Source organism: Ochrobactrum sp. BTU2 (assembly GCF_024539785.1).
Taxonomy (GTDB): domain Bacteria; phylum Pseudomonadota; class Alphaproteobacteria; order Rhizobiales; family Rhizobiaceae; genus Brucella; species Brucella anthropi.
Genome location: NZ_JAHWRG010000005.1, coordinates 524,147 through 544,720 on the forward strand (window position 1 = coordinate 524,147; position 20,574 = coordinate 544,720).

Consider the following 20,574-nt stretch of genomic DNA (forward strand, 5'->3'; position numbering starts at 1 on the left):
TCCGTTCGTTGACAAAAAGTTTCAGCGTTATTTGCACTTTTAATCGAATTTGACTCGCATTTTCGTGCGCAAATTTGCGTGCCTTCAAATTGTCTAAGTCATCTTGGTCTCCAACAGGGAGACAAAAGAATGACAAAGCAAACCATCATCGCAGCCATCCTGATGCTGCTCGGAATCGGACTGGCAGAGGCAGCAAGCCCCGCCTCCAATTCACCGTGGATGACGACCGGCGAACGCACTTCGCAGCCGATTGGCCACTACGAATTCTGCGATCGCTACAAGTCCGAATGCAACATCACCAGCCGCAACAGCAATATGCTGAAACTGACGCCGGAAATCTGGAAGCAGATCATTGCAGTCAATGCGAGCGTCAACGAAAAGATTGCGCCGATGACCGATATGGAAGCCTGGGGTCGCGAGGAATACTGGGAATATCCGACAACAGTCGGCGACTGCGACGACTACATGCTTTTGAAGCGTCGTGAACTGATGGCGCTCGGCATCCCGGCAAATACGCTGCTTTTCACAGTGGTTCGCCAGCCAAACGGTGAAGGCCATGCGGTTCTGACCGTTCGCACCGACCGTGGCGACTTCATTCTCGACAATCTCGATACCCGCGTTCTCGCCTGGAACAAGACCGACTATACCTATCTCAAGCGCCAGTCGACCACGAACACCGGTAGCTGGGTCTCAATCAAGAGCGACCGCGAACTCTTGGTTGGCAGCATCAAGAACTAATCAACAGATTAATCGAACAAGGACGGGTCGTCAGTCTCCCTCTGGCCCCGTCCTTTTTCTTTTCAGGCCGGCTCCAGCCCACGCATGAAAGATCGGGCCTTCTCGACGTAATGCTCTGCGGAAAGTCTGAGTTTATCCACCGCAGCATCGTCCAGTTCCCGGAGGATCCGCGCAGGAGAACCGACGACCAGCGAATTGTCCGGTATTTCCTTGCCCTCTGTCACAAGCGCCCCTGCCCCGATCAGACAATTCTTTCCGATCTTCGCGCCATTGAGAACGATGGCTCCCATACCGATCAATGTGTTGTCGCCAACGGTGCAGCCATGAAGTATGGCCCGATGCCCGATGGTACACCCTGCACCGACTGTGAGCGGAAAGCCGATATCGGTATGCATGATGGTGTGTTCCTGAACATTGGTGTCATCGCCAATGGTGATCGGCTCATTATCGCCGCGCAAAACGGCACCGAACCAGAACCCGGCATTCTCACCCACAACGATCTTGCCGATCAGGGTCGCATCGGGCGCGATCCAGTTGCTGCTGCGGTCCGCGAATAGCGGCTTGTGCCCGTTATATGCATAGATCGGCATGTTCTTCCTCCATCAGCAAACTCGATATTGAATCGCTAAGCCGTTTCAAGCAGTCATACAAGCACGACTTCACGCTCTGTTAACCATAAAAGACCGATATTCTTTTGCAATATCATCACCATGACACCCAGATGGAAACAGCACCAGATTACACCGCCTCGAAAATGGGAAGCCGCCTCTTCGGCTGGCTGCTGTTGGCGGTTATCGTTCTGATTCTGCTTTCGGTTGCCGTAAATGTTGGCGGGCGTCTGCTTGGTCCGCTGATTGCGCGCGGCGGACACTCCGACAGCACGCACGCTTATGAAATCATCATTGGCAACAATGTCCTGTCGATTCCAGCCAATATGATCCGCTTTTCGAACCAGCGACGTGACGGGGTGACGGGGCGTCTCGATCTTTATGCCCGCTGGCCGGGGCTTACCGGCTATACGGAACGCGACCGCGCCATCTTCAACCTTTTGACCCCGAAACGGCATCTCATTTTCATGTCTATCGAACAGCGAACCATGTCCCGCGACATGAGCGGGCGCTATCTGCCCATCTATGCCGAGCTGATAGACCCGAACGGGGAAACCGCCCCCGGAAACCTGACAGTACACCGTTTTCTGGAAAGCAGCGGTTACAAGGGCGAGGAACTGGTCCTGTCCGATCCGAGCAGCGGCAAGCCGGAATTCGTTGCACGATGTCTTGCGGATAGCGGTGCGGAAAGCTTCAATTCATGCGAGCGCGACGTCCAGTTCGGCCGCGACTTGCAGATACTTTATCGCTTCCCCCGCTCCATGCTTGGCGAATGGAAGTCACTGGACAAGGCGATCGTCGATTTTGCCAACGCTCATCTCCTTGACGGCAAGCCCGCCGACTGACGCCGAACGAAAATGAGTAATGGAGCGGCCGCCAGATAGATTGCGGGCCCAAACAGCCACACCCATCCGTTCCAGCTGGCTGCAGTCCTCATATAAAAGGCTGTAAAGATAACCGGCCCTGCGACGGCACTGATATTTGTAAGACTTGCCAACATCCCCTGAAGCGCGCCTTGCTCGTCTTGACTGGTCTTATCCGACAGGACGGATTGCAGAGCTGGCATCGCTATCCCGCCAAATGCCAGCAAGACGAGAATTGGCACAGTCATCCATCCTTCTGTCGCGATCGCGAGAGATGCCATGCCCAGCCCGTCAGCCGCTATTCCGATGATTATCGTATATCCAGCTCCAATTGTTGCGACGAGACGCCCCGTACCAAGCCATTGAAACATAGCATGCAGCAAACCGAATGCCGCAAGCGACAAGCCGACATATGTCGTATCCCAATGGAAACGATCTTCAGTGAATATCACCCACAAGGCAGCTGGTATTTGCCCTACCAATTGCAGGAGAAAGAAAACCCACAGCAACGGTTTCAGCCCCTTCTGCACACCCGATGGTACAAGAGCGCAATGAAGTCCCTTCGCCTGAGGCTCCGGTTTGGTTGTTCGGCGTACCTCCGGCATCACAAGGTAGACAGATAGGGCCATGAGACCGTTGACCGCGGCGGCGGCGGCAAATGGAGCTGTCAGTGATATACTTCCTAACGCGCCGCCAACGACCGGTCCAAGAATCATACCGCCGCCATAACATGCACCCAGCCAGCCAAAAGCTCGAGCACGTGTGCCCTCTTCCACCGTATCCGCTATGCAAGCCCCTGCAACCGCCATCGTTGCCCCCATCATGCCCGATAGGATGCGCCCGGCATAAAGAACCCAGAGATGAGGGGCGGCAGACATGATGGCATAATCGATCATCGCACCAATGAGCGAGCCAAGCAGGATCGGCTTCCGGCCAAACCGGTCGGACATTCCCCCCAGAATTGGGGCAAAGAACACCTGCATCAGTGCATAAAGAGACAGCAACACGCCATAGTGCCCCGCCACATCGTCGGAATGAGCCACATCCCGCAGCAAACTGGGCAGGACAGGCATCACAAGCCCGATTCCCACCGCGTCCAAAGCAGTAACGGCGAGAACAATCATCAATGTGCGTTTCATGCCAGCCTCACAATTTATCAACGATAAGGAACTGGACTTAAAATTTATCAATGATAAATTGTCAAGACACAACTGATTTGGTGAGCGCATTGGCAAAACTGCACCGTGATGCCGTGATACAAACGGCACTGGAACTATTGAACGAGGTCGGAGAAGAAGGCCTGACGACCCGTCGTCTGGCGGAACGGCTGGGTGTGCAACAACCTGCTCTCTACTGGCATTTCAAAAACAAACGTGTGCTGCTGGATGCCCTTGCAGAAACGATTTTGGCAGAGCATCACGACCACGCCTTACCGCGCGCTGGGGAGAACTGGCGTCATTTTCTAATTGAAAATGCACATAGTTTCCGACGGGCATTGCTGACTTATCGTGACGGTGCGCACATTCACGCCGGAACCCGCCCGAATAACAATCAGGCGGGACAGGCGGAAACCCAGATCGAGTTTTTGATTCAGGCAGGCTTTACACCCGCAAATGCAGCGCGCGCGCTAATCGCCATAAGCCATTATGTTGTCGGTTCAGCGCTGGAACAACAGGCCGACATCCACGAAAGCGTGCCGGGCGATGCCGTAAGCATCACTGCGACATCGGAAATTGCCCAAGCCATTGCAATACTGGATGCAGACGGCGCAGAAAATCTGTTCGATTTTGGCTTGATGCTATTAGTCGATGGACTGGAACGACATCGGCAGTCCTGAGCGCCTCTACTCCCCGTTCAACTCCTGGAAAGCTCTTCGTCCATCTTCCCTGAACTTGATCTGGCTGAGCGGAACTCCGCTCAAAAGATGCTCCTCCGTGGCAGCCAGCACGATCTCCAGCTTTAGTATTTCTGCCGACCCAAGAAACTTCCAGCATCCTTTTCCCGCGAGAAGCGAGTAGTTGTGGTCCATGACATAGGCTGCGGCGGCGTAAGCGCCGTCGCATTTCCCGATGCTTTGCGGTTCATCGAGGATCTCAATGACCGACCGTGAGCCATCGTCCTGCCCGGTTTCGATAGTGCCGAGGACTTCTGCGCGCGCCGCTAAGGACAGGGCCACCAAAAGCATGGCCAATGAAAAACCGAATTTCATAAAGACACCCAAGGGTCAAAACTATCTGGCGTTCTCAGGGATAATCGCAAATCTCATAACCGCTCAGCTCTGATTCCACGCCCGCCTTGATCCAGAAGAAAACGCTGCCTTCGCTCGTCATATGGGCGGTGCATAAAGCGACGACATTTTCCTTGCCGACAGGCGCCTTGCTCGCGCAAGAGGCTTTCCAGCTCGCGATCCGCTCGATGGAATCCTTTTTGATATCGGGAAATCCGAAATAGATGGTTTTGAAGTTCTCTGCGAGCTTCGGGCAGGTTCCGTCGTCCTCGATAGCCTGCGCACGGACGACTGACGGCAGCATGACAGAAAGGGCCAGCGTGGCAGCGATGATCTTCATGAATCCTCATCAGTCATATCTGGAGTCATATCTGGACAACAAAACGCCCTCTCCATAGGAAAGGGCGTCAAAGAACATTCCTGCCCGGCATCAGCGTCGTTTGCGACGCGATTACCGCGACCGATCAAAGATCAACGTCGAGAATGGCCATCGAGAAATTGTAGGAGAGTTCGCCTTCATCCTCGTCCTTATAGACCAGGCCCAGGAATTCGTCGTTGAGGTAAAGCTCGGCGGAGTCGTTCTTGCGCGGACGCGCCTTCACCTGCAGGCCGGGATTATTGAAAGTCCGTTTGAAATAGGCGTCCAGTTTTTTGAGTTCTTCGGGTTTCAACCGGCTTCTCCTGATATTGAATTGAGCCGGTTTATTGCACCCGGCAATTTCCTATGTAAACCCCCGATAAACGGGGACTCAAGGGATGTTGGCGTCCAATAGCCTCTTTAGACAGAATATAGGCCGCATACTGGAAAAAACCAGCAAGCGGCCTTGTTCAAGCTGCAACGATACGATGTATCGCCTAAATCCCTTCGCCCAGCATCTGGTCCATGACGCGGGAAGGCTCGGCACAACCCGTATCGCCCATGATCCGGGCCGGCACACCGGCTACCGTGACATTGTTCGGAACAGGCTTCAGAACCACCGAACCGGCTGCAATTTTCGAGCAATGACCGACTTCGATATTGCCGAGAATTTTCGCGCCAGCACCGATCAGCACACCGTGACGGATTTTCGGATGACGGTCGCCGCTCGATTTGCCCGTGCCGCCGAGTGTGACACCGTGAAGAATCGAAACATTGTCTTCGATCAACGCTGTTTCGCCGACCACAAGTCCGGTCGCATGATCAAGGAAAAGGCCGCTGCCGAGTCTAGCCGCCGGATGAATATCCGTCTGGAAGATCGAGGACGAACGGCTTTGCAGGTAATAGGCGAAATCCTTGCGGCCTTCATGATAGAGCCAATGCGCCAGACGATGGGTCTGGATCGCATGGAAACCCTTCAGGTAAAGGATCGGATCCATGAAGCGGCTATAGGCCGGATCGCGATCATAAACCGCCTGAATATCGACGCGGACAATCTGGGACCACTCAGGATTGGCATCCAGCATCGCGTCAAAGGTCTGGCGCAGAATATCGGCGCTCAGATCGGCGTGCCCGAGACGCTCGGCGATACGATGCATGACCGCATCTTCCAGGCTCGGCTGGTTGAGGATCGTCGCATAGAGGAACGTGCCCAACACGGGATCGTTCTTGGCCGCTTCCTCCGCTTCGGCACGGATGGAATGCCAGATGGGATCGACCTGACCCAGACCGGGGGTCGCTTTCGCTGATGTGCGAACGGACATATGCATACTCCAGTTTTGCACCGCGCGAGGAGGAGACGACAGCCGAACTTTTCGCTCAATCCCCACGCCGCAATACGAGTTCGGCGCGCAGCATAACTTAAAATGCTTTGCCTTGACACAGCCGAATTTGACGCGCCCCGTCGGCGCATTCTTTGTCAGAAATCAAATTCGCTTCAGAGTCGATTTTCTTTCAAAAACTGCAACACCGCCTGCTTGTAGACCTTGTCACCAACGGCCAGCATATGGTCGCGGTCCGGAATATCGACGGCCTGTCCATTTGGCAGAAGATCGGCGAGTTCCTGCGCGCTGCCTGCAATATCATCGGTCGTGCCGACGGCCACGAGAACAGGCTGCATGATACGTGCAATCGCAGCGGCGGGAACCAGCTCCTTGGAGGTAATCACACAGGCTGCAAGGGCGATACGATCACTCTTGGTCTGGTCGGCAAATTTGCGGAACATCTGTCCACGTGGATGGGTGATCGTGGTCGGATCTTCTGCAAGCAGCGCCTCGCCAATAGGCTCCCAGTCGCCAGCGCCCGTTACCATGCCGATGCCAAGCCCACCGAAAACAGCGCTATGAACGCGCTCGGCGTGTTCAATCGCCAGAAATGCGGTAATGCGTGCGCCCATGGAATAGCCCATGACATGCGCCTTTTCGATCCCGAGATGATCGAGCAGGGCTGCAGCATCAGCCGCCATTTTGGTCGGCGTGTATTCGTCTGCGTCGTGGGGCTTCGCGGAAAGCCCGTGCCCACGATTATCGATGGCGATAACGCGGTATCCGGCTTCGGTCAGCGTACGGAACCAGCCGGGCGAAACCCAGTTGACGAGACTTGAAGAAGCAAAGCCATGAATGAGCAGGATCGGATCGCCTTCTCCGTCCTGACGATATGCCAGACGCAAACCGTCATGTTCGAAATATTCGATATCGAGGGCACTCACCTGATTATTCCTCTTGATTTTATTACAGCAGCGTCACGACCGGCATTCGCCACAAATCACACGATGGACCGCTTTGTCACCAATCTTTATGCCGGTTCTTTTAACCGTACCGGCCAGAACCTCCACGACATACGCTGCCGGAACTTCAGATGAAATGATATTTTCGGAGAATGGCACCGCATTTTCGTGAATGGCCGATACGCGTCCCTTGTCATCGAGGAAAACCATATCAAGAGGCGACGGTGTATTCTGCATCCACATCATGACACGGCGCATTTCTCCGAACACGAAGATCATGGCGCGATCCTTGGGAAAATCCGTGCGCCACATCAGGCCGCGCACACGTGCATCGTCGCTTTCAGCCACTTCCAGCGCAAAATTTACCTTGTTGCCATTGGAGGTAATGAATGTCAGCGGTTCCTTGTCGACCGGCAGCCGCATCGGCTGTGTCTCATCGGCCTGAGCAACGAATGCGAAGAAAACAAATGCAAAAGCGAGAAAAATGCGGCCCATACCCTGCCCACTCAGATAAACAAACTGGCTTGTAAACAAACAGGCTTGGAACCTAGCAATAGGACAGAGTGACGACAAGACCGCTCAGGCCGCACAAAGCGGCCTTCACCTGCTTGTTACAAGAATTGAGAAATTTGGCGCGCTCTAATGCGAAACCGGGATTGCCGTGCCGATATCCGGATGGATTTCCGCCGCCATCAGGCCCTTGTCGCCTTCGCCGAAGCGAATAAGCACGACCTGACCGGGGCGCAACTCCATCATGCCGAAACGACGCAGCGTTTCCATATGGATGAAAATATCTTCCGTCCCCTCGCCGCGCGTCAGGAAGCCGAAGCCCTTGGTGCGATTGAACCACTTGACGATCACGCGCTCAAGGCCGCTCGACGGCGTAACAGTCACATGAGTTCGCTGCGGCGGCATCTGCGCCGGGTGAACGGCAGTAGACGTATCCATCGACAGGACGCGGAAACATTGCAGGCCGCGATCGCCATTGCGAACTTCACAAACGATGCGCGCACCTTCCAGAGCAGTCTGGAAGCCGTCGCGACGCAGTGACGTCACATGGAGAAGAATGTCATTAAGGCCCGGCTGGTCTGGAACAATGAAGCCGTAGCCCTTGGCTACGTCGAACCATTTGATATGGCCCGAGACTTCGATGATATCGCCCAGCTCTTCCGAGGCGTGCTGGCTGTGAAACTGGTCATTAGACACAGACTTGTCCGCCATGCGTTCGCCCCTCCTCTGTTCTTCCGTTGCGATTCCGACCTGATTCTTGTCCAAAGAATAACACTTCCTTAACCGGAGGCGGCAAGCCCAAACTTGCATCCGTCCCCATGAAGACCACAGACTTCACAACTTCATGGTTACTTTTCCCGGCACAGCAGCGTTTGAAACTGACCCACCACCTGAAATATGGCCGGTCGTCAATTTGGCAATGACATGTTCAAGACATTTCCGGTCACATCTGCTGCTCAAAATTTTTGAACGTCACTCTGTCCATGATAACTTGACGTTCGGCCTCCGACATCGGATTCGATGTCCTTGCGTTTCCCGAACGTCAACCGCCCGAATTACAACAGCCGAGGAAAAGACTATGCGCTATCTGCACACGATGGTCCGAATTCGCGACATCGACGAATCTCTCGATTTTTATGTAAACAAACTCGGCCTTGAAGAAATCCGCCGCACTGAAAATGACAAAGGCCGCTTCACGCTGATTTTTCTCGCTGCGCCCTCCGATACGGATCGGGCGAAGGCAGAGCGGGCGCCGGAATTGGAACTCACCTTCAACTGGGATCCGGAGACCTATACGGGCGGCCGCAATTTCGGCCATCTCGCCTATATGGTCGATGACATCTACACCACTTGCCAGAAGCTGCAGGATGCAGGCGTCACCATCAATCGTCCGCCGCGTGACGGGCACATGGCCTTCATCAAATCGCCCGATGGCATTTCCATCGAACTGATCCAGAAAGGTGACCGTCTGGCGCCGCAGGAGCCATGGGCTTCAGCCGAAAATATCGGTAGCTGGTAATAAAAAAGCCCCGCCACAAGGGCGGGGCTTTTTCTCAATACTGAACAATTATTCCGTTCCCTGAATGGCTGCGAGAAGCCATTCGCCGCCATCCGTGCGAGTGAACGTCCAGAGCTCGACGCTTTCCACCGGCTCATCCGGATTGCCTTCGACGACAGCGCCGGTATTGCGATCCAGCATCACATCGATCGCCGAATAGCGGATTGCAACGGTTGCGTATTCGACATCGCCTTCGCGCCAGGCTTCGGAAACGTCACCCTGCAGAAGCTTGACGTCCTTCACTTCGTTGCGCATGCCGCTGGAAGCGATCTCGCCCAGTTCTTCGGCCAGATAGGACATGGCTTCCGGGGTAGCGAGCTTGCGCAGCGCTGCATAATCCTCACGGCCATAAGCGGTCTGGACTTCAGCAAGCATCTGTTCGAAACGATCCAGATCCTCCTGACCGACATCCATCGGTTCATCTTCAACCGCCGGAGCGGCGGGGGTGACCGGAGCGGCTGCCTGCTTGGTCTCGAACGGGTTCACCGAAGGCGTACGGCCACCAAAACCGGCCTGTGAACCAGCTTGCGGGGCTGCGGTCTTTGCAGCACCGAAAGGCTGCGCGCCTGCGTTACCGGCACCTGCCGCTGCAGGCTGGCGACGATTTGCGAACATACGCATGACAAACATCGCAATGAGCGCGATCACCGCAACCTGCAACAACAGGCCGAACATCCCGGCAAGACCGCCAAGGCCGTTGCCGAGCAGCATGCCGATCAGGCCACCGACGAGAAGACCGCCCAGCATGGAACGACCGAAGTTACCGAACATACCGCCGGAACGCTGTGCCTGCGCAGCATTCTGCGTACCTGTTGCGCCCGGACGGTTGGTCTGCGTCGCGCCGGTATTCGGCGTCATCGAACGTTCCATCGGCGCGGCATTGTTAGGTGCAGTGCGCGTCGGCGCTGGCGCAGAATAGGTGCGTGCGCCACGGCTGCCGAAACCGCCACCGCCCGCACGGCGAGCCTCGGCGAAATCGACCGCAGCAAAAGAGGCAATCAGCCCCAATACCATTGCAGCTGTCAGTTTGGTCAGGCGGCTTCCGGAACCCGGCATCGGTTTCTCCCACTTAGAGTCATGTCTGAATGTTTAAATCAGTGCTCATATGGGAATTCGCCCCCACACCTCACAAGAGCGTGAAGGCAAAAAAATCCAGAAATTTCAAATAGGCCCGGAATTTTAAATAGGCAAAGCCGCATCCAGAATCTGTATTTGTGGCGTGACCGAGCCATTCCAATGATTTAGCGACAGATTGCCTGCAACATGGACGCTCTGGCCGATATTGTTGAACAGGAACCGCCCCAGATCGCCTTCCGCCGCCCGGAAGGCGATGGCATTGACGCGCTTTCCATCCGCGCCACGCAACGCGACACGCACGTGATCGCGCCCGACGCCACGCACATCGGCCAATATATGATGCGGCAGCGCCAATATGGGCTGCGGATGCGCCGAACCGTATGGCCCAGCCTTCTGCAAGGCTTCATAGAGCGATACCGTTGCGCCTGATGCGGCCAGTGCGCCATCGATGGACAGGCTCTGGTTTTCGCGCAGGCGCGAAACGATATGCGCCGATTCTTCTTCAAGATAAGCCCGCAGCGCGCCAAGATTTGCGCGCTCGATGGTGATACCGGCCGCCATGGCATGGCCGCCACCCTTGACGAGCAGCCCGCGCTCCATCGCGCCCCGCACCAGCTTGCCAAGATCAAGCCCCATGATCGAACGACCGGAGCCCGAACCGACGCCATTGGCGTTGAAAGCAATCGCAAAGGCTGGCCGCCGGGCCTTTTCCTTAAGCCGCGAGGCCAGCAACCCGACGATACCGGGATGCCAGCGGTCACTTGCCGTCACGATCACCGATGCTCCCGCGCCACCGGAAATTTCCAGCGAAGCTTCCGCTTCAGCCTCCATAAGCATCTCGGCTTCCATGGCCTGACGCTCCTGATTGAGACGGTCAAGCTCGACTGCAATCCGATCCGCGGTTGCGGAATCGTCCAATGTCAGCAGTCGTGCGCCAAGCCCCGCATCGCCGATGCGCCCGCCAGCATTGATGCGCGGCCCGATAAGATAACCGAGGTGAAAGACATTGAGCGGTTCGCCAATGCGGGCAACACGCGCCAAGGCCGCAAGGCCGACATTGCTCTGCGACCGCGCAACGACCAGTCCTTTGACGACGAAAGCGCGGTTGACACCTGTCAACGGCACCACATCGCAGACCGTTGCCAGTGCCACCAGATCGAGCAGAGAAAGAAGATCGGGACCCGGTCCCTTGCCGCGCTCGCGCAGGATTTTGGTCACCTGTACCAATGTCAGAAAGACCACGCCTGCCGCGCAAAGATGCCCCTGCTGCGAAATATCATCTTCGCGGTTGGGATTGACGATAGCCACCGCATCTTCAGGCAGATCGCCGCCGACCTGATGGTGATCGAGCACGACGACATCCGCTCCAGCTTGCTTGGCGGCTGTAATCGACGATGCGCTGTTGGTGCCACAATCGACTGTGACGATAAGGGTCGCACCTTTGGCGACCAGATCGCGCATGGCATCGGGATTGGGGCCGTAACCTTCAAAAATCCGGTCAGGAATATAGATGGAGTGCTGAATGCCGTAATGTTTGAGAAAACGCGCCATCAAGGCGGAAGAACACGCCCCATCGACATCGTAATCGCCAAAAATGGCCACGGTCTCGCGACGCAGAATGGCATCGGCAATACGGCTGGCCGCATTTTCCATATCTGTGAGCGTCGCCGGGTCGGGCATGAGATTGCGCAGCGTCGGATCGACAAATTCCGGCGCATTTTCTACCGACACCCCCCGCCCGGCCAGCACGCGTGCAACCAGATCGGAAATGCCGTGATGCTGCGCAATGGCAAGCGCCGTATTGGCCTCACGCAGGCCAAGCCGGTCTACCCATTTCTGTCCGGTTGCGGATTGTTTTATTCCGAGAAAAAAGCGCTCTGTCGTCATAAGTTTCTAAAGACACAAAAGGCGGCATTTTTGCAATGCCGCCTTTGACTATTCTACGCTCAATCCTGCCAAGGTTTAGGCTGAACCGTTCTCGCGCAATCACCTAGAACTTGGACAGATCCTGATGTCGCGCCTTGATCTCGCGCACTGTCTGCGAGCTTGAACGCATGACGATGGTGTGCGTCTGGATATAGTCACGGGCGAATTTCACGCCGGAAAGCATGTTGCCATCCGTCACGCCGGTAGCGGCAAAAAGCACGTCGCCCTTGGCCATTTCTTCCAGCGAATAGACCTTCTTCGGGTCTGCAATGCCCATCTTCGCGGCACGAGCGATCTTTTCATCGGTATTGAGCTGAAGACGACCCTGCATCTGGCCACCAATGCAGCGCAACGCTGCCGCAGCCAGAACGCCTTCAGGCGCGCCGCCAATACCGATATAGATGTCGATGCCGGTTTCGTCCGGGTTGGTCGTGTGCATCACACCGGCCACGTCCCCGTCGCCGATGAGGCGGATGGCAGCGCCGGTCGCCCGCACTTCCTCGATCAAACGCGCATGGCGCGGACGATCCATGATGCAGGCGGTGATTTCATTCGGCTTCACGCCCTTCGCCTTGGCGACGGACATGATGTTATCCGTCGGGCTTGCGTCAAGGTCCACAACGCCCTTCGAGTAGCCCGGGCCAACGGCGATCTTTTCCATGTAAACGTCAGGCGCGTAAAGCAGGTTGCCCTTCTCGGCAATCGCGATAACAGCAAGCGAGTTCGGCAGATTCTTGGCGCAAATCGTCGTGCCTTCCAGCGGATCGAGCGCGATATCGACATCCGGTCCCTGCTTGGTGCCAACTTCTTCGCCAATATAGAGCATCGGCGCTTCGTCACGCTCGCCTTCACCGATAACAACCGTTCCGGCGATCGGAAGACGGTTCAATTCCTGACGCATGGCATCGACGGCGGCCTGATCAGCAGCCATTTCGTCGCCACGGCCACGCAGCCTCGCCGCGGCGACCGCTGCACGCTCGGCCACGCGGACCAGTTCGAGTGTGAGAATGCGATCCAGTCCGTGGGGGTGCTGCTCTGCGGTCTTGGCCATTTGAACAAAGTCCTGAATTCGAATTGCGTGGACGCGGCGCATGAAGCCCGCGATTGCCGCCTCTTATAGCGACACTGTGCAAACCTTTTGTCAAAGTCCCCCGCCCCCTGCAAGGGCGATAGAGCTAAAAACAATGTACGCTCAAACTCTTAATCGATTTAAGCTATACACGCTTCGTTTCATGTCCGGGCCGGATGTGAACGCTCACACCCGGCCAGAAGTTGCAGAAATTGTTAAACAACCAAAAGATGTTGCGGGCAATCAGCTTCCGATTCCATCAAAGAAAAACTCCGGACTTTCCACTTCGACCAGCTTTTTTCTTTCGATCATCCAGAAACGGTTGCCGACATTGCGAACAAAACTGCGGTCATGCGAGACGATCAGGCTCGCCGCCTCGTTGCGCAGCAGTTCCACTTCCAGCGCTTCCTGACCTTCGATATCGAGATGATTGGTTGGTTCATCAAGAATATAGAAGTTCGGATTGGTCAGCCGCAGAACCAGCATGGCAAGTCGCGCCTTCTGCCCGCCGGACAAACGTTCCAGCGGTTTGGCCTGCATTTCAAGCGTCATGCCCGCCCCGGCCAGCAAGGATCGCGTCCGCTGGTCGCCAATATCGAACCTTCTTGCAATCGTCTCGAATGGTGTCCAGTCCGGGCGCAGCTCCGACAAGGCCTGATCGCTATATCCAAGCACCAGCGAGGGCGTCGCCTTGATTCCTGCCTGTGCCTGATCCGGCGCAAGAATGGCCTCACGCACAAGCGTCAGCAACCGGGTCTTGCCCATGCCATTGGCCCCCAGCAGAACAATTCGGTCGCCCGGATTGATCCAAAGCTGTCCTGTCTTGAAGAGAAGCCGCCTATCGGGCGTGGCAATTTCGGTCTGATCGAGAACAACCAGCGCCTTGGCGTGGCTGCCTCGACTGCTCAGTATGATCTTGCCGGCAGAGCGCTCCACATGCGCCGCCTTGGCGCTTTCCTCGATCTTGTCGGCTCGCGCTTTTAACTGCTTGGTCTTGATCACAAGCAGATCACTACCCGAATTGATGCCAATATTGTTGAGCTTCGCCGCCTGCTTGCGCAACTGCTGGACTGTTTTCATGTCCTTTTCAAATTGCCGGGCATCGGCCGCGTCGATTTCATCAAGCGCAACACGCGCCTGACTATATGGCAAGGCGAAAACCGGTGATTTTTCCGCCCGCAGAAACAGCGTTCGCTTCGTAACCGCATCAAGGAAAGCGCGGTCGTGACTGCTGACGACCACCGCAACCGAACGCGGCAGCGCATTCAGCCAATCTTCCAGCAACCGCACTTTTTCAAGATCCAGATGGTTGGTCGGTTCGTCGAGAAGAAGAACATCAGGTTCGGAAACCCAAGCGCGCGCCAGAAGTGCAAGCCGCTGCCAGCCGCCGCTCAACTGCCCTATGGGGCGCTGCCGCAGTTCTTCGGTGACGTTAAGGTCATCCAGCACGATATCGGCGCGCCAGCTTTCATAATCGCGCGCTTCTTCGTCAAGCCCATCCAGCACAACCTCGTAAAAGCTGCGATTGAACAGTTTTTCGGGCACATACTGGCTGACATAGCCGATCTTCAAACCGCGCGACCGCGTGATGGTGCCAAGCGTCGGATCGCCCTCCCCGACAAGGAGACGCAGAAGACTGGTCTTGCCGCGCCCGTTGGCAGCGACAATGCCAAGCCGCTCGCCCTCGCCTATGACGAGATCGAGATTGGCAAACAGAGGTTCATGAAGGGTCAGGGAAAGATTCTGGATAGAAACAAGAGACATGGCAATCAGCCCGATTCTGCCACGCACGAATGCCCGGTTTCCAAACCGTGACACGAATAGATGTGCTGGCGAATGTCCGGCAGCGGTTCAACGACCGCGCCTTCAGGAAAAGGCAGAACAAGACAGTGATTTCAGTCTTTTTCCGCCCTGCACAAGTTACTTATGCAGGGCAAAATCGGGGCCGTGCTGACGGTGATGATCATGACGCGTCACATACATCATACAGCCCTCCTTTTCCTGTTTTGTCTCTTGAAACGAATTAAGCCGGATCAAATCCGACCCGGCTTTCATAACAAAGGTGAATCCAACCTGCAAGAGAGGCAGTCACGCCGGTTCTCACCCGGCGCGTTCGATGCGGATCATCTGCGGTTTATCGACCAGATGATCGTCCTTGAGGATTGCTTCCAGCGCTTTCTTGACGGCTGCTTCAGTCGTCTCATGCGTGACGAGGATGACCGTCTTGATGCCTTCGTTGGCTGCGCCATCCATTGGTGGACGCTGGACGATCGATTCCAGCGAAATATCGTTTTCAGCCATGCGCTTGGCAATGGCCGCAAAAGCGCCAATGCGGTCAAGGACGGTCAGGCGGATGAAGTAACCGCCCGCGTGCTTGCGCATCTTGGCGCGCTTGTAAGGCTGCAATGCCTTGGCAGGCGTACCGAACACCGGACCATGCTGGAAGCCCGGACGGCTCTTGGCGATATCCGCAACATCACCGATTACGGCAGATGCCGTCGCATTGCCGCCCGCTCCGGGACCGGACAGCAAAAGCTCGCCCAGAAGATCGGTTTCGATTGCCACGGCGTTGGTGACGCCATGAACCTGCGCGATGACCGACGAGGTCGGCACCATGGTCGGGTGCACGCGCTGTTCAATGCCCGTATCGGTCTTCTGCGCGACGCCCAGAAGCTTGATGCGATAGCCGAGTTCGTCGGCGGCGCGAATGTCGGCCAGCGAAATATTGCTGATGCCTTCCAGATAGATGTCATCGGCAGCGATCTGCGTACCGAAGGCAAGACTGGTTAAGAGCGCCAGCTTGTGCGCCGTATCGTTGCCTTCGATGTCGAAAGTCGGATCAGCTTCGGCATAACCGAGGCGCTGCGCGTCCTTGAGACAGTCTTCAAACGAAATCCCCTCTTCCCACATCCGAGTCAGGATGTAGTTGCAGGTGCCGTTCATGATGCCATAGACGCGCGAAACCGTGTTGCCGGTCAGCGATTCACGCATTGCCTTGATGACCGGAATGCCGCCCGCAACAGCGGCTTCGAAATTGAGCAGAACGCCCTTGTCTTCAGCGATCTTGGCAAGCGCAACGCCATGGCGTGCAAGCAGAGCCTTGTTGGCGGTCACGACATGGCGACCGGCGCGCAGAGCCGCTTCCACGGAAGCCTTGGCCGGACCGTCCTCGCCACCGATCAGCTCGACGAAAACGTCGATATCGGCAGATTTGGCCAGTTCCACCGGATCGTCGAACCAGGCAATACCGGAAAGATCGATACCGCGGTCCCGCGTGCGGTCGCGGGCGCTGACCGCCGTAACCGTTACAGGCTTGCCGCACTGGCGCGTGAGCATTTCGGACTTGTCACGCAGGATACGCAACACCGAAGCACCAACGGTGCCGAGCCCGGCAACGCCGATCCGTAATGCATCACTCATTATATCGACCTTCTGTATGGAGTGGCTTATCGGGTGGGATGCCACGGGCTGCATGATGCTGCCCGTAGCCTTTTGAAATATTATCCGCGACGACCTTCGAGCGGTATCACATTCTGCAGGTTCTCATCCTTGGTGGAGAGGAACCGCTTGATGTTGCGCGCTGCCTGACGAATGCGATGTTCGTTCTCGACCAGCGCGATACGCACATAATCGTCGCCGTGTTCGCCAAAACCAATGCCCGGCGCAACGGCCACATCGGCCTGCTCGACCAGAAGCTTGGAAAATTCGAGTGAACCCAGTGGACGGAAGCGTTCAGGGATCGGAACCCAGGCGAACATGGTTGCCGCTGGCGGCGGAACATCCCAGCCCGCCCGACCGAAGCTTTCGACCAGCACATCGCGGCGCTGTTTATAGACATTGCGCACATAGGCGATGTCCGAACCGTCACCATTCAGCGCTGCCGTCGCGGCAACCTGGATTGGTGTGAACGCACCATAGTCGAGATAGGACTTCACGCGGGTAAGAGCCGCGATCAGGCGCTCATTGCCAACCGCAAACCCCATGCGCCAGCCCGGCATGGAAAACGTCTTCGACATGGAAGTGAACTCCACCGCCACATCCATGGCGCCCGGCACTTCCAGCACCGATGGCGGCGGATTGCCATCGAAGTAGATTTCCGAATAGGCAAGGTCCGACAGGATGACGATGTCATGCTTGCGGGCAAATGCGACGACATCCTTGTAGAAATCAAGCGTTGCTACATAGGCCGTCGGGTTGGACGGGAAATTCAGGATCAATGCGATCGGCTTCGGGATCGAATGCTTCACGCCGCGCTCAAGCGTCGGAATGAAGGTATCATCCGGCTTGGCCTGAACTGAACGGATCACCCCGCCCGACATGATGAAGCCGAAGGAGTGAATCGGATAGGTCGGGTCGGGGCACAGAACCACATCGCCCGGCGCGGTGATGGCCTGCGCCATATTGGCGAAACCTTCCTTGGAACCGAGCGTGGCAACGACCTGCGTATCGGGATTGAGCTTCACACCGAAGCGGCGCGCATAATATTGTGCCTGCGCGCGACGCAGCCCCGGAATCCCCTTGGATGAGGAATAACGATGCGCGCGCGGATCCTGCACGGCCTCACACAGCTTGTCGACAATGTTCTGCGGGGTCGGCAGATCGGGGTTCCCCATGCCCAGATCAATGATGTCGGCACCCGCCGCTCGCGCCGATGCCTTCAGACGGTTGACCTGTTCAAAGACATAAGGGGGCAGACGACGGACTTTATGGAATTCTTCCGACATGATCCTGTTCCAGTGGAGGGTTGAACGTAATGGCGCGTATGCGCCGCAATGGAGCTATACACCTGTTCTCGAATCGGGTCGAGACGTGTTGCCGCGTCAAAGGACGCGGATTTCGTCTTTAGAGCACATCCCGAAAAGTGTGAAACGGATTTCGGATAAGATGCGCGCCAAAAACCAAGGAAGAGGATTTACTCTTCCCCGCTTTCGATCTGCTTCAGTGTAGCGTCCGTTTCCTGCTGCGCCTGCTGGCGCAAGCTCGCAGCCTCGGCGGGCGTAAAGCCGGCGCCGGTGCCTCTGGATGCCGCCAGACGTGTGCGGTCGGCATCAAGCTTGGTTGTAAGCTGCTGCTTTTCTTCTGCGGTGATCTGTGTGGTCGCAGCCTTCGGCATATGGCCGAATGTGGGGAAAACACCGGTGCGCGAAGCACCTTCCTGCGGCGTACCCTGAAACTCTTTTCCGCCCGCGCAGGCCGTGAGCATCGCCGCCGCCGTTGCTGCCAGCAAAAGATTGGCGATCTGCCGCGTGCGATTGGTCATGTTTCTGTTCCCGGTTAATGCCGCATAAGGTGCTGTTGGCCACAACACCAGACAAAGATAAAGCAATTGCGAAGGGATAGCACCAAGTCGAGGCACCCTGTCAACAAGTGAGTGATGTAAATCGGAAATTCGCCTTGCCGTGAAGCCGGATCAGGGCTCGCAGACTATCGTGCGCGACGGATAAGAACGGCGAATGTAACCAATGGTTACATAAAGTAATATTTCGTTATTAGCGAATATTCCGCACGGACCGCGAAGTCTTTTAACTCTAAATGCGCATCAATAGTTGCGCTCGGCGATTAAAAAACTTAAAAATTGGTAACCAATTGCCAATCAGGTGATTTGTCCAATACAGCGAAATGACAGTCATAACTCTGAAGTGACCATCATAACACGCTGATATTTATGAATTTCTTTCCCGGCACGAACAGTCGGGAGCTGTGGGGACGATAGCCATCAGGGATGATGTCAGCCTCGCACGGGAGAGCCGATCTCCCGAAACCAGGTAGGCTCGAATGGATTCGGGTCGCCAAACTGGTCAGGGAAATCGAGCTGGAGCAGACTGTTGAAATTTGCGCATTCTACACACCGGACCACCGGCAGGTTTCTTTCAGGCAGCGTGGCTTTGCTTGCGCTTCTTGTCACGTCCTGCACGTCAACCGGTACAGGCCTTGACGGTAAGCCGCTCCAGATGACCTCTGCAACCGGTGGCTCCATGATTGCGGACACATTGCAAAGTGCCGCCGATCAGACAGCTGCCGCAGAAGCGACGGCTGCAACTCCGTCAACAGAAGAGAAAAAGGCCGAAGCCAAGCCGGGCGAAACTAAACCCGCCACAGCGGCTGAAGCGACAAACACCAATAATAAAGAGCAGGCAAAACCGGTCGAGACTGCAACTGCCACGGAACAACAGCCGGCACAGGTAGCAGCCCTCGCCCCGCAGCAGCCGAAGAGTTCATCGCTTTTCGGCATGTTCGGTGGCAACAAGCCCGCTGAACCTGAACCTGCGCAAGCCGCAGAACAACCTGCGGCAGCCGCTCCAGCCGAAACCACGAAAAAGCAGCAAGAACCGGCAAAGGACGAAAAGCCTGCCGAAGCTGCAGAAACACAGCAAACCGCAGCGGCAAAACCTGCCGAAGCTGAAAAGCCCGTTCAGGTCGCTTCATTGTTCGGCTCCACGAAGAGCGCTTACGCCTCGCCGCAACGCCCAACGGCTTCGCAAGGCAGCATATCCCGACTTTTCTCGGACGAATCGACCGGAAAACGCTCAGACAGAACCGAAAACAAGAAGCTTGCTGTCGCCAAACCGGTTTCGCCATCTGCAAAGCATGAATACAATTATTCGCTGCCGGGCGTGCGCCCCAATGGCGGCGTTGAAATCAAGCATCGCAACAGTCTTTATGACGATAGCGATATTGACGCGAACGAAGATGATGAATTTGCGAGCGTAACACTTGCTTCGGCTCCTGGTCTTGCCCGCCTTGCGCCCAATGGCCTGAAAGTACAAAGACAGACCGTGGATGTTGCCTGTCTCAAGCCGCAGCTCGTATCCATGCTGAAAACCATGGAGCGGCATTTCCGCCGTCCGGTAATGGTAACTTCGGGCTATCGCAGCCCGTCCTATAACCGGAAAGTCAATGGTGCCCGCAAATCGCTCCATATGATCTGCGCCGCCGCCGATATTCAGATCGATGGCGTTTCCAAGTGGGAAGTCGCTCGCTTCGCCCGGTCCATGTCGGGACGTGGCGGCGTCGGCACCTATTGCCACACGACTTCGGTTCACGTCGACGTTGGGCCGGAACGCGACTGGAACTGGCGCTGCAAGGGCTAAAAAAGAGGCGCCCCAAGGATACACGGAAGCCGGATCATATGATCCGGCTTTTTCTTTTGTCTTTATATTCAAGGAAATAAGGAATCCACCCGCCGAAGTTTCCCCTATTTTTGCAGTACATTCGATTTTTTTCAGAAAAGTGTTTTTTGGGGCTTGCGAGTCAGAACCTTCCTGAATATAAGCCCACTCACACCAGCAGGCGCCCATCGTCTAGCGGTTAGGACAGCGCCCTTTCACGGCGCAGACAGGGGTTCGATTCCCCTTG

General features: G+C 56.1%; 21 protein-coding genes. 5 read left to right on the forward strand and 16 right to left on the reverse strand.

Annotation, left to right across the window (positions count from 1 at the left end; genetic code table 11):
* The first annotated feature begins 129 nt into the window (after window positions 1-129).
* Window positions 130-738, forward strand: coding sequence for a transglutaminase-like cysteine peptidase (locus KWJ32_RS18380; RefSeq protein ID WP_010659895.1), 609 nt, complete (start codon window positions 130-132; stop codon window positions 736-738).
* Between the two features lie 62 nt (window positions 739-800).
* Here the strand turns inward: KWJ32_RS18380 and KWJ32_RS18385 are convergent, their stop codons facing one another.
* Window positions 801-1,328 (reverse strand): gamma carbonic anhydrase family protein, encoded by a 528-nt coding sequence (locus KWJ32_RS18385; protein WP_012091901.1) that lies wholly within the window; start codon window positions 1,326-1,328, stop codon window positions 801-803.
* A gap of 131 nt (window positions 1,329-1,459) precedes the next feature.
* Here KWJ32_RS18385 and KWJ32_RS18390 point away from each other — a divergent pair, with 131 nt between their 5' ends.
* Window positions 1,460-2,191 carry a hypothetical protein gene (locus tag KWJ32_RS18390; protein ID WP_012091900.1) on the forward strand — a complete coding sequence of 244 codons (732 nt, stop codon included), beginning with the start codon at window positions 1,460-1,462 and terminating at the stop codon, window positions 2,189-2,191.
* On the opposite strand, the gene tet is transcribed toward KWJ32_RS18390, so the two are convergent.
* Window positions 2,161-3,348, reverse strand: a complete 1,188-nt coding sequence (gene tet, locus KWJ32_RS18395) for a Tet(A)/Tet(B)/Tet(C) family tetracycline efflux MFS transporter (RefSeq protein ID WP_012091899.1) — start codon at window positions 3,346-3,348, stop codon at window positions 2,161-2,163. The genes KWJ32_RS18390 and tet overlap by 31 nt on opposite strands.
* 89 nt (window positions 3,349-3,437) lie before the next feature.
* On the opposite strand from tet, the gene tetR reads away from it, so the two are divergent.
* Window positions 3,438-4,046, forward strand: a complete 609-nt coding sequence (gene tetR, locus KWJ32_RS18400; RefSeq protein ID WP_040129236.1) for a tetracycline resistance transcriptional repressor TetR — start codon at window positions 3,438-3,440, stop codon at window positions 4,044-4,046.
* 6 nt (window positions 4,047-4,052) lie between these two features.
* Here tetR and KWJ32_RS18405 read toward each other — a convergent pair whose 3' ends face one another.
* From KWJ32_RS18405 to KWJ32_RS18435, 7 genes are all read right to left on the reverse strand, one after another.
* A complete protein-coding gene (locus KWJ32_RS18405; protein ID WP_012091897.1) occupies window positions 4,053-4,418 on the reverse strand; it encodes a hypothetical protein in 366 nt (121 codons plus the stop codon).
* A gap of 34 nt (window positions 4,419-4,452) precedes the next feature.
* On the reverse strand, window positions 4,453-4,776 hold the full coding sequence (locus tag KWJ32_RS18410; protein ID WP_012091896.1) for a hypothetical protein: 324 nt from the start codon (window positions 4,774-4,776) through the stop codon (window positions 4,453-4,455).
* Between the two features lie 124 nt (window positions 4,777-4,900).
* Window positions 4,901-5,107: a DUF3126 family protein gene (locus tag KWJ32_RS18415; protein ID WP_010659890.1), complete on the reverse strand. Its 207-nt coding sequence runs from the start codon at window positions 5,105-5,107 to the stop codon at window positions 4,901-4,903.
* Between the two features lie 184 nt (window positions 5,108-5,291).
* Window positions 5,292-6,116, reverse strand: a complete 825-nt coding sequence (gene cysE / locus KWJ32_RS18420; protein ID WP_010659889.1) for a serine O-acetyltransferase — start codon at window positions 6,114-6,116, stop codon at window positions 5,292-5,294.
* Window positions 6,117-6,289: 173 nt separating this feature from the next.
* Complete coding sequence (locus KWJ32_RS18425; RefSeq protein ID WP_012091895.1) at window positions 6,290-7,060, reverse strand: alpha/beta hydrolase; 771 nt, start codon at window positions 7,058-7,060, stop codon at window positions 6,290-6,292.
* A gap of 33 nt (window positions 7,061-7,093) precedes the next feature.
* A complete protein-coding gene (locus KWJ32_RS18430; RefSeq protein ID WP_029928863.1) occupies window positions 7,094-7,573 on the reverse strand; it encodes a DUF192 domain-containing protein in 480 nt (159 codons plus the stop codon).
* Between the two features lie 144 nt (window positions 7,574-7,717).
* Window positions 7,718-8,299 (reverse strand): cold-shock protein, encoded by a 582-nt coding sequence (locus KWJ32_RS18435; RefSeq protein WP_010659886.1) that lies wholly within the window; start codon window positions 8,297-8,299, stop codon window positions 7,718-7,720.
* Window positions 8,300-8,666: 367 nt separating this feature from the next.
* Between KWJ32_RS18435 and KWJ32_RS18440 the strand changes: the two genes are divergently transcribed.
* Window positions 8,667-9,107 (forward strand): VOC family protein, encoded by a 441-nt coding sequence (locus KWJ32_RS18440; RefSeq protein WP_010659885.1) that lies wholly within the window; start codon window positions 8,667-8,669, stop codon window positions 9,105-9,107.
* 48 nt (window positions 9,108-9,155) lie between these two features.
* Here KWJ32_RS18440 and KWJ32_RS18445 read toward each other — a convergent pair whose 3' ends face one another.
* The 7 genes from KWJ32_RS18445 to KWJ32_RS18475 form a co-directional block, all read right to left on the reverse strand.
* Window positions 9,156-10,202 carry a Tim44 domain-containing protein gene (locus tag KWJ32_RS18445; RefSeq protein ID WP_012091893.1) on the reverse strand — a complete coding sequence of 349 codons (1,047 nt, stop codon included), beginning with the start codon at window positions 10,200-10,202 and terminating at the stop codon, window positions 9,156-9,158.
* A gap of 123 nt (window positions 10,203-10,325) precedes the next feature.
* Window positions 10,326-12,110 (reverse strand): single-stranded-DNA-specific exonuclease RecJ, encoded by a 1,785-nt coding sequence (gene recJ, locus KWJ32_RS18450; RefSeq protein WP_012091892.1) that lies wholly within the window; start codon window positions 12,108-12,110, stop codon window positions 10,326-10,328.
* Between the two features lie 103 nt (window positions 12,111-12,213).
* Window positions 12,214-13,200 carry a class II fructose-bisphosphatase gene (gene glpX, locus KWJ32_RS18455; protein ID WP_010659880.1) on the reverse strand — a complete coding sequence of 329 codons (987 nt, stop codon included), beginning with the start codon at window positions 13,198-13,200 and terminating at the stop codon, window positions 12,214-12,216.
* 261 nt (window positions 13,201-13,461) lie between these two features.
* Complete coding sequence (locus KWJ32_RS18460; RefSeq protein WP_012091891.1) at window positions 13,462-14,982, reverse strand: ABC-F family ATP-binding cassette domain-containing protein; 1,521 nt, start codon at window positions 14,980-14,982, stop codon at window positions 13,462-13,464.
* 336 nt (window positions 14,983-15,318) lie between these two features.
* Window positions 15,319-16,638, reverse strand: coding sequence for a homoserine dehydrogenase (locus KWJ32_RS18465; RefSeq protein WP_010659878.1), 1,320 nt, complete (start codon window positions 16,636-16,638; stop codon window positions 15,319-15,321).
* A gap of 80 nt (window positions 16,639-16,718) precedes the next feature.
* A complete protein-coding gene (locus tag KWJ32_RS18470) occupies window positions 16,719-17,942 on the reverse strand; it encodes an LL-diaminopimelate aminotransferase (protein WP_010659877.1) in 1,224 nt (407 codons plus the stop codon).
* 188 nt (window positions 17,943-18,130) lie between these two features.
* Window positions 18,131-18,478: a hypothetical protein gene (locus tag KWJ32_RS18475; RefSeq protein ID WP_010659876.1), complete on the reverse strand. Its 348-nt coding sequence runs from the start codon at window positions 18,476-18,478 to the stop codon at window positions 18,131-18,133.
* Between the two features lie 565 nt (window positions 18,479-19,043).
* Here KWJ32_RS18475 and KWJ32_RS18480 point away from each other — a divergent pair.
* The gene (locus KWJ32_RS18480) at window positions 19,044-20,309 is read left to right on the forward strand and encodes a YcbK family protein (protein ID WP_125335323.1); all 1,266 of its coding nucleotides are present in this window, start codon (window positions 19,044-19,046) and stop codon (window positions 20,307-20,309) included.
* Window positions 20,310-20,574 lie beyond the last annotated feature (265 nt).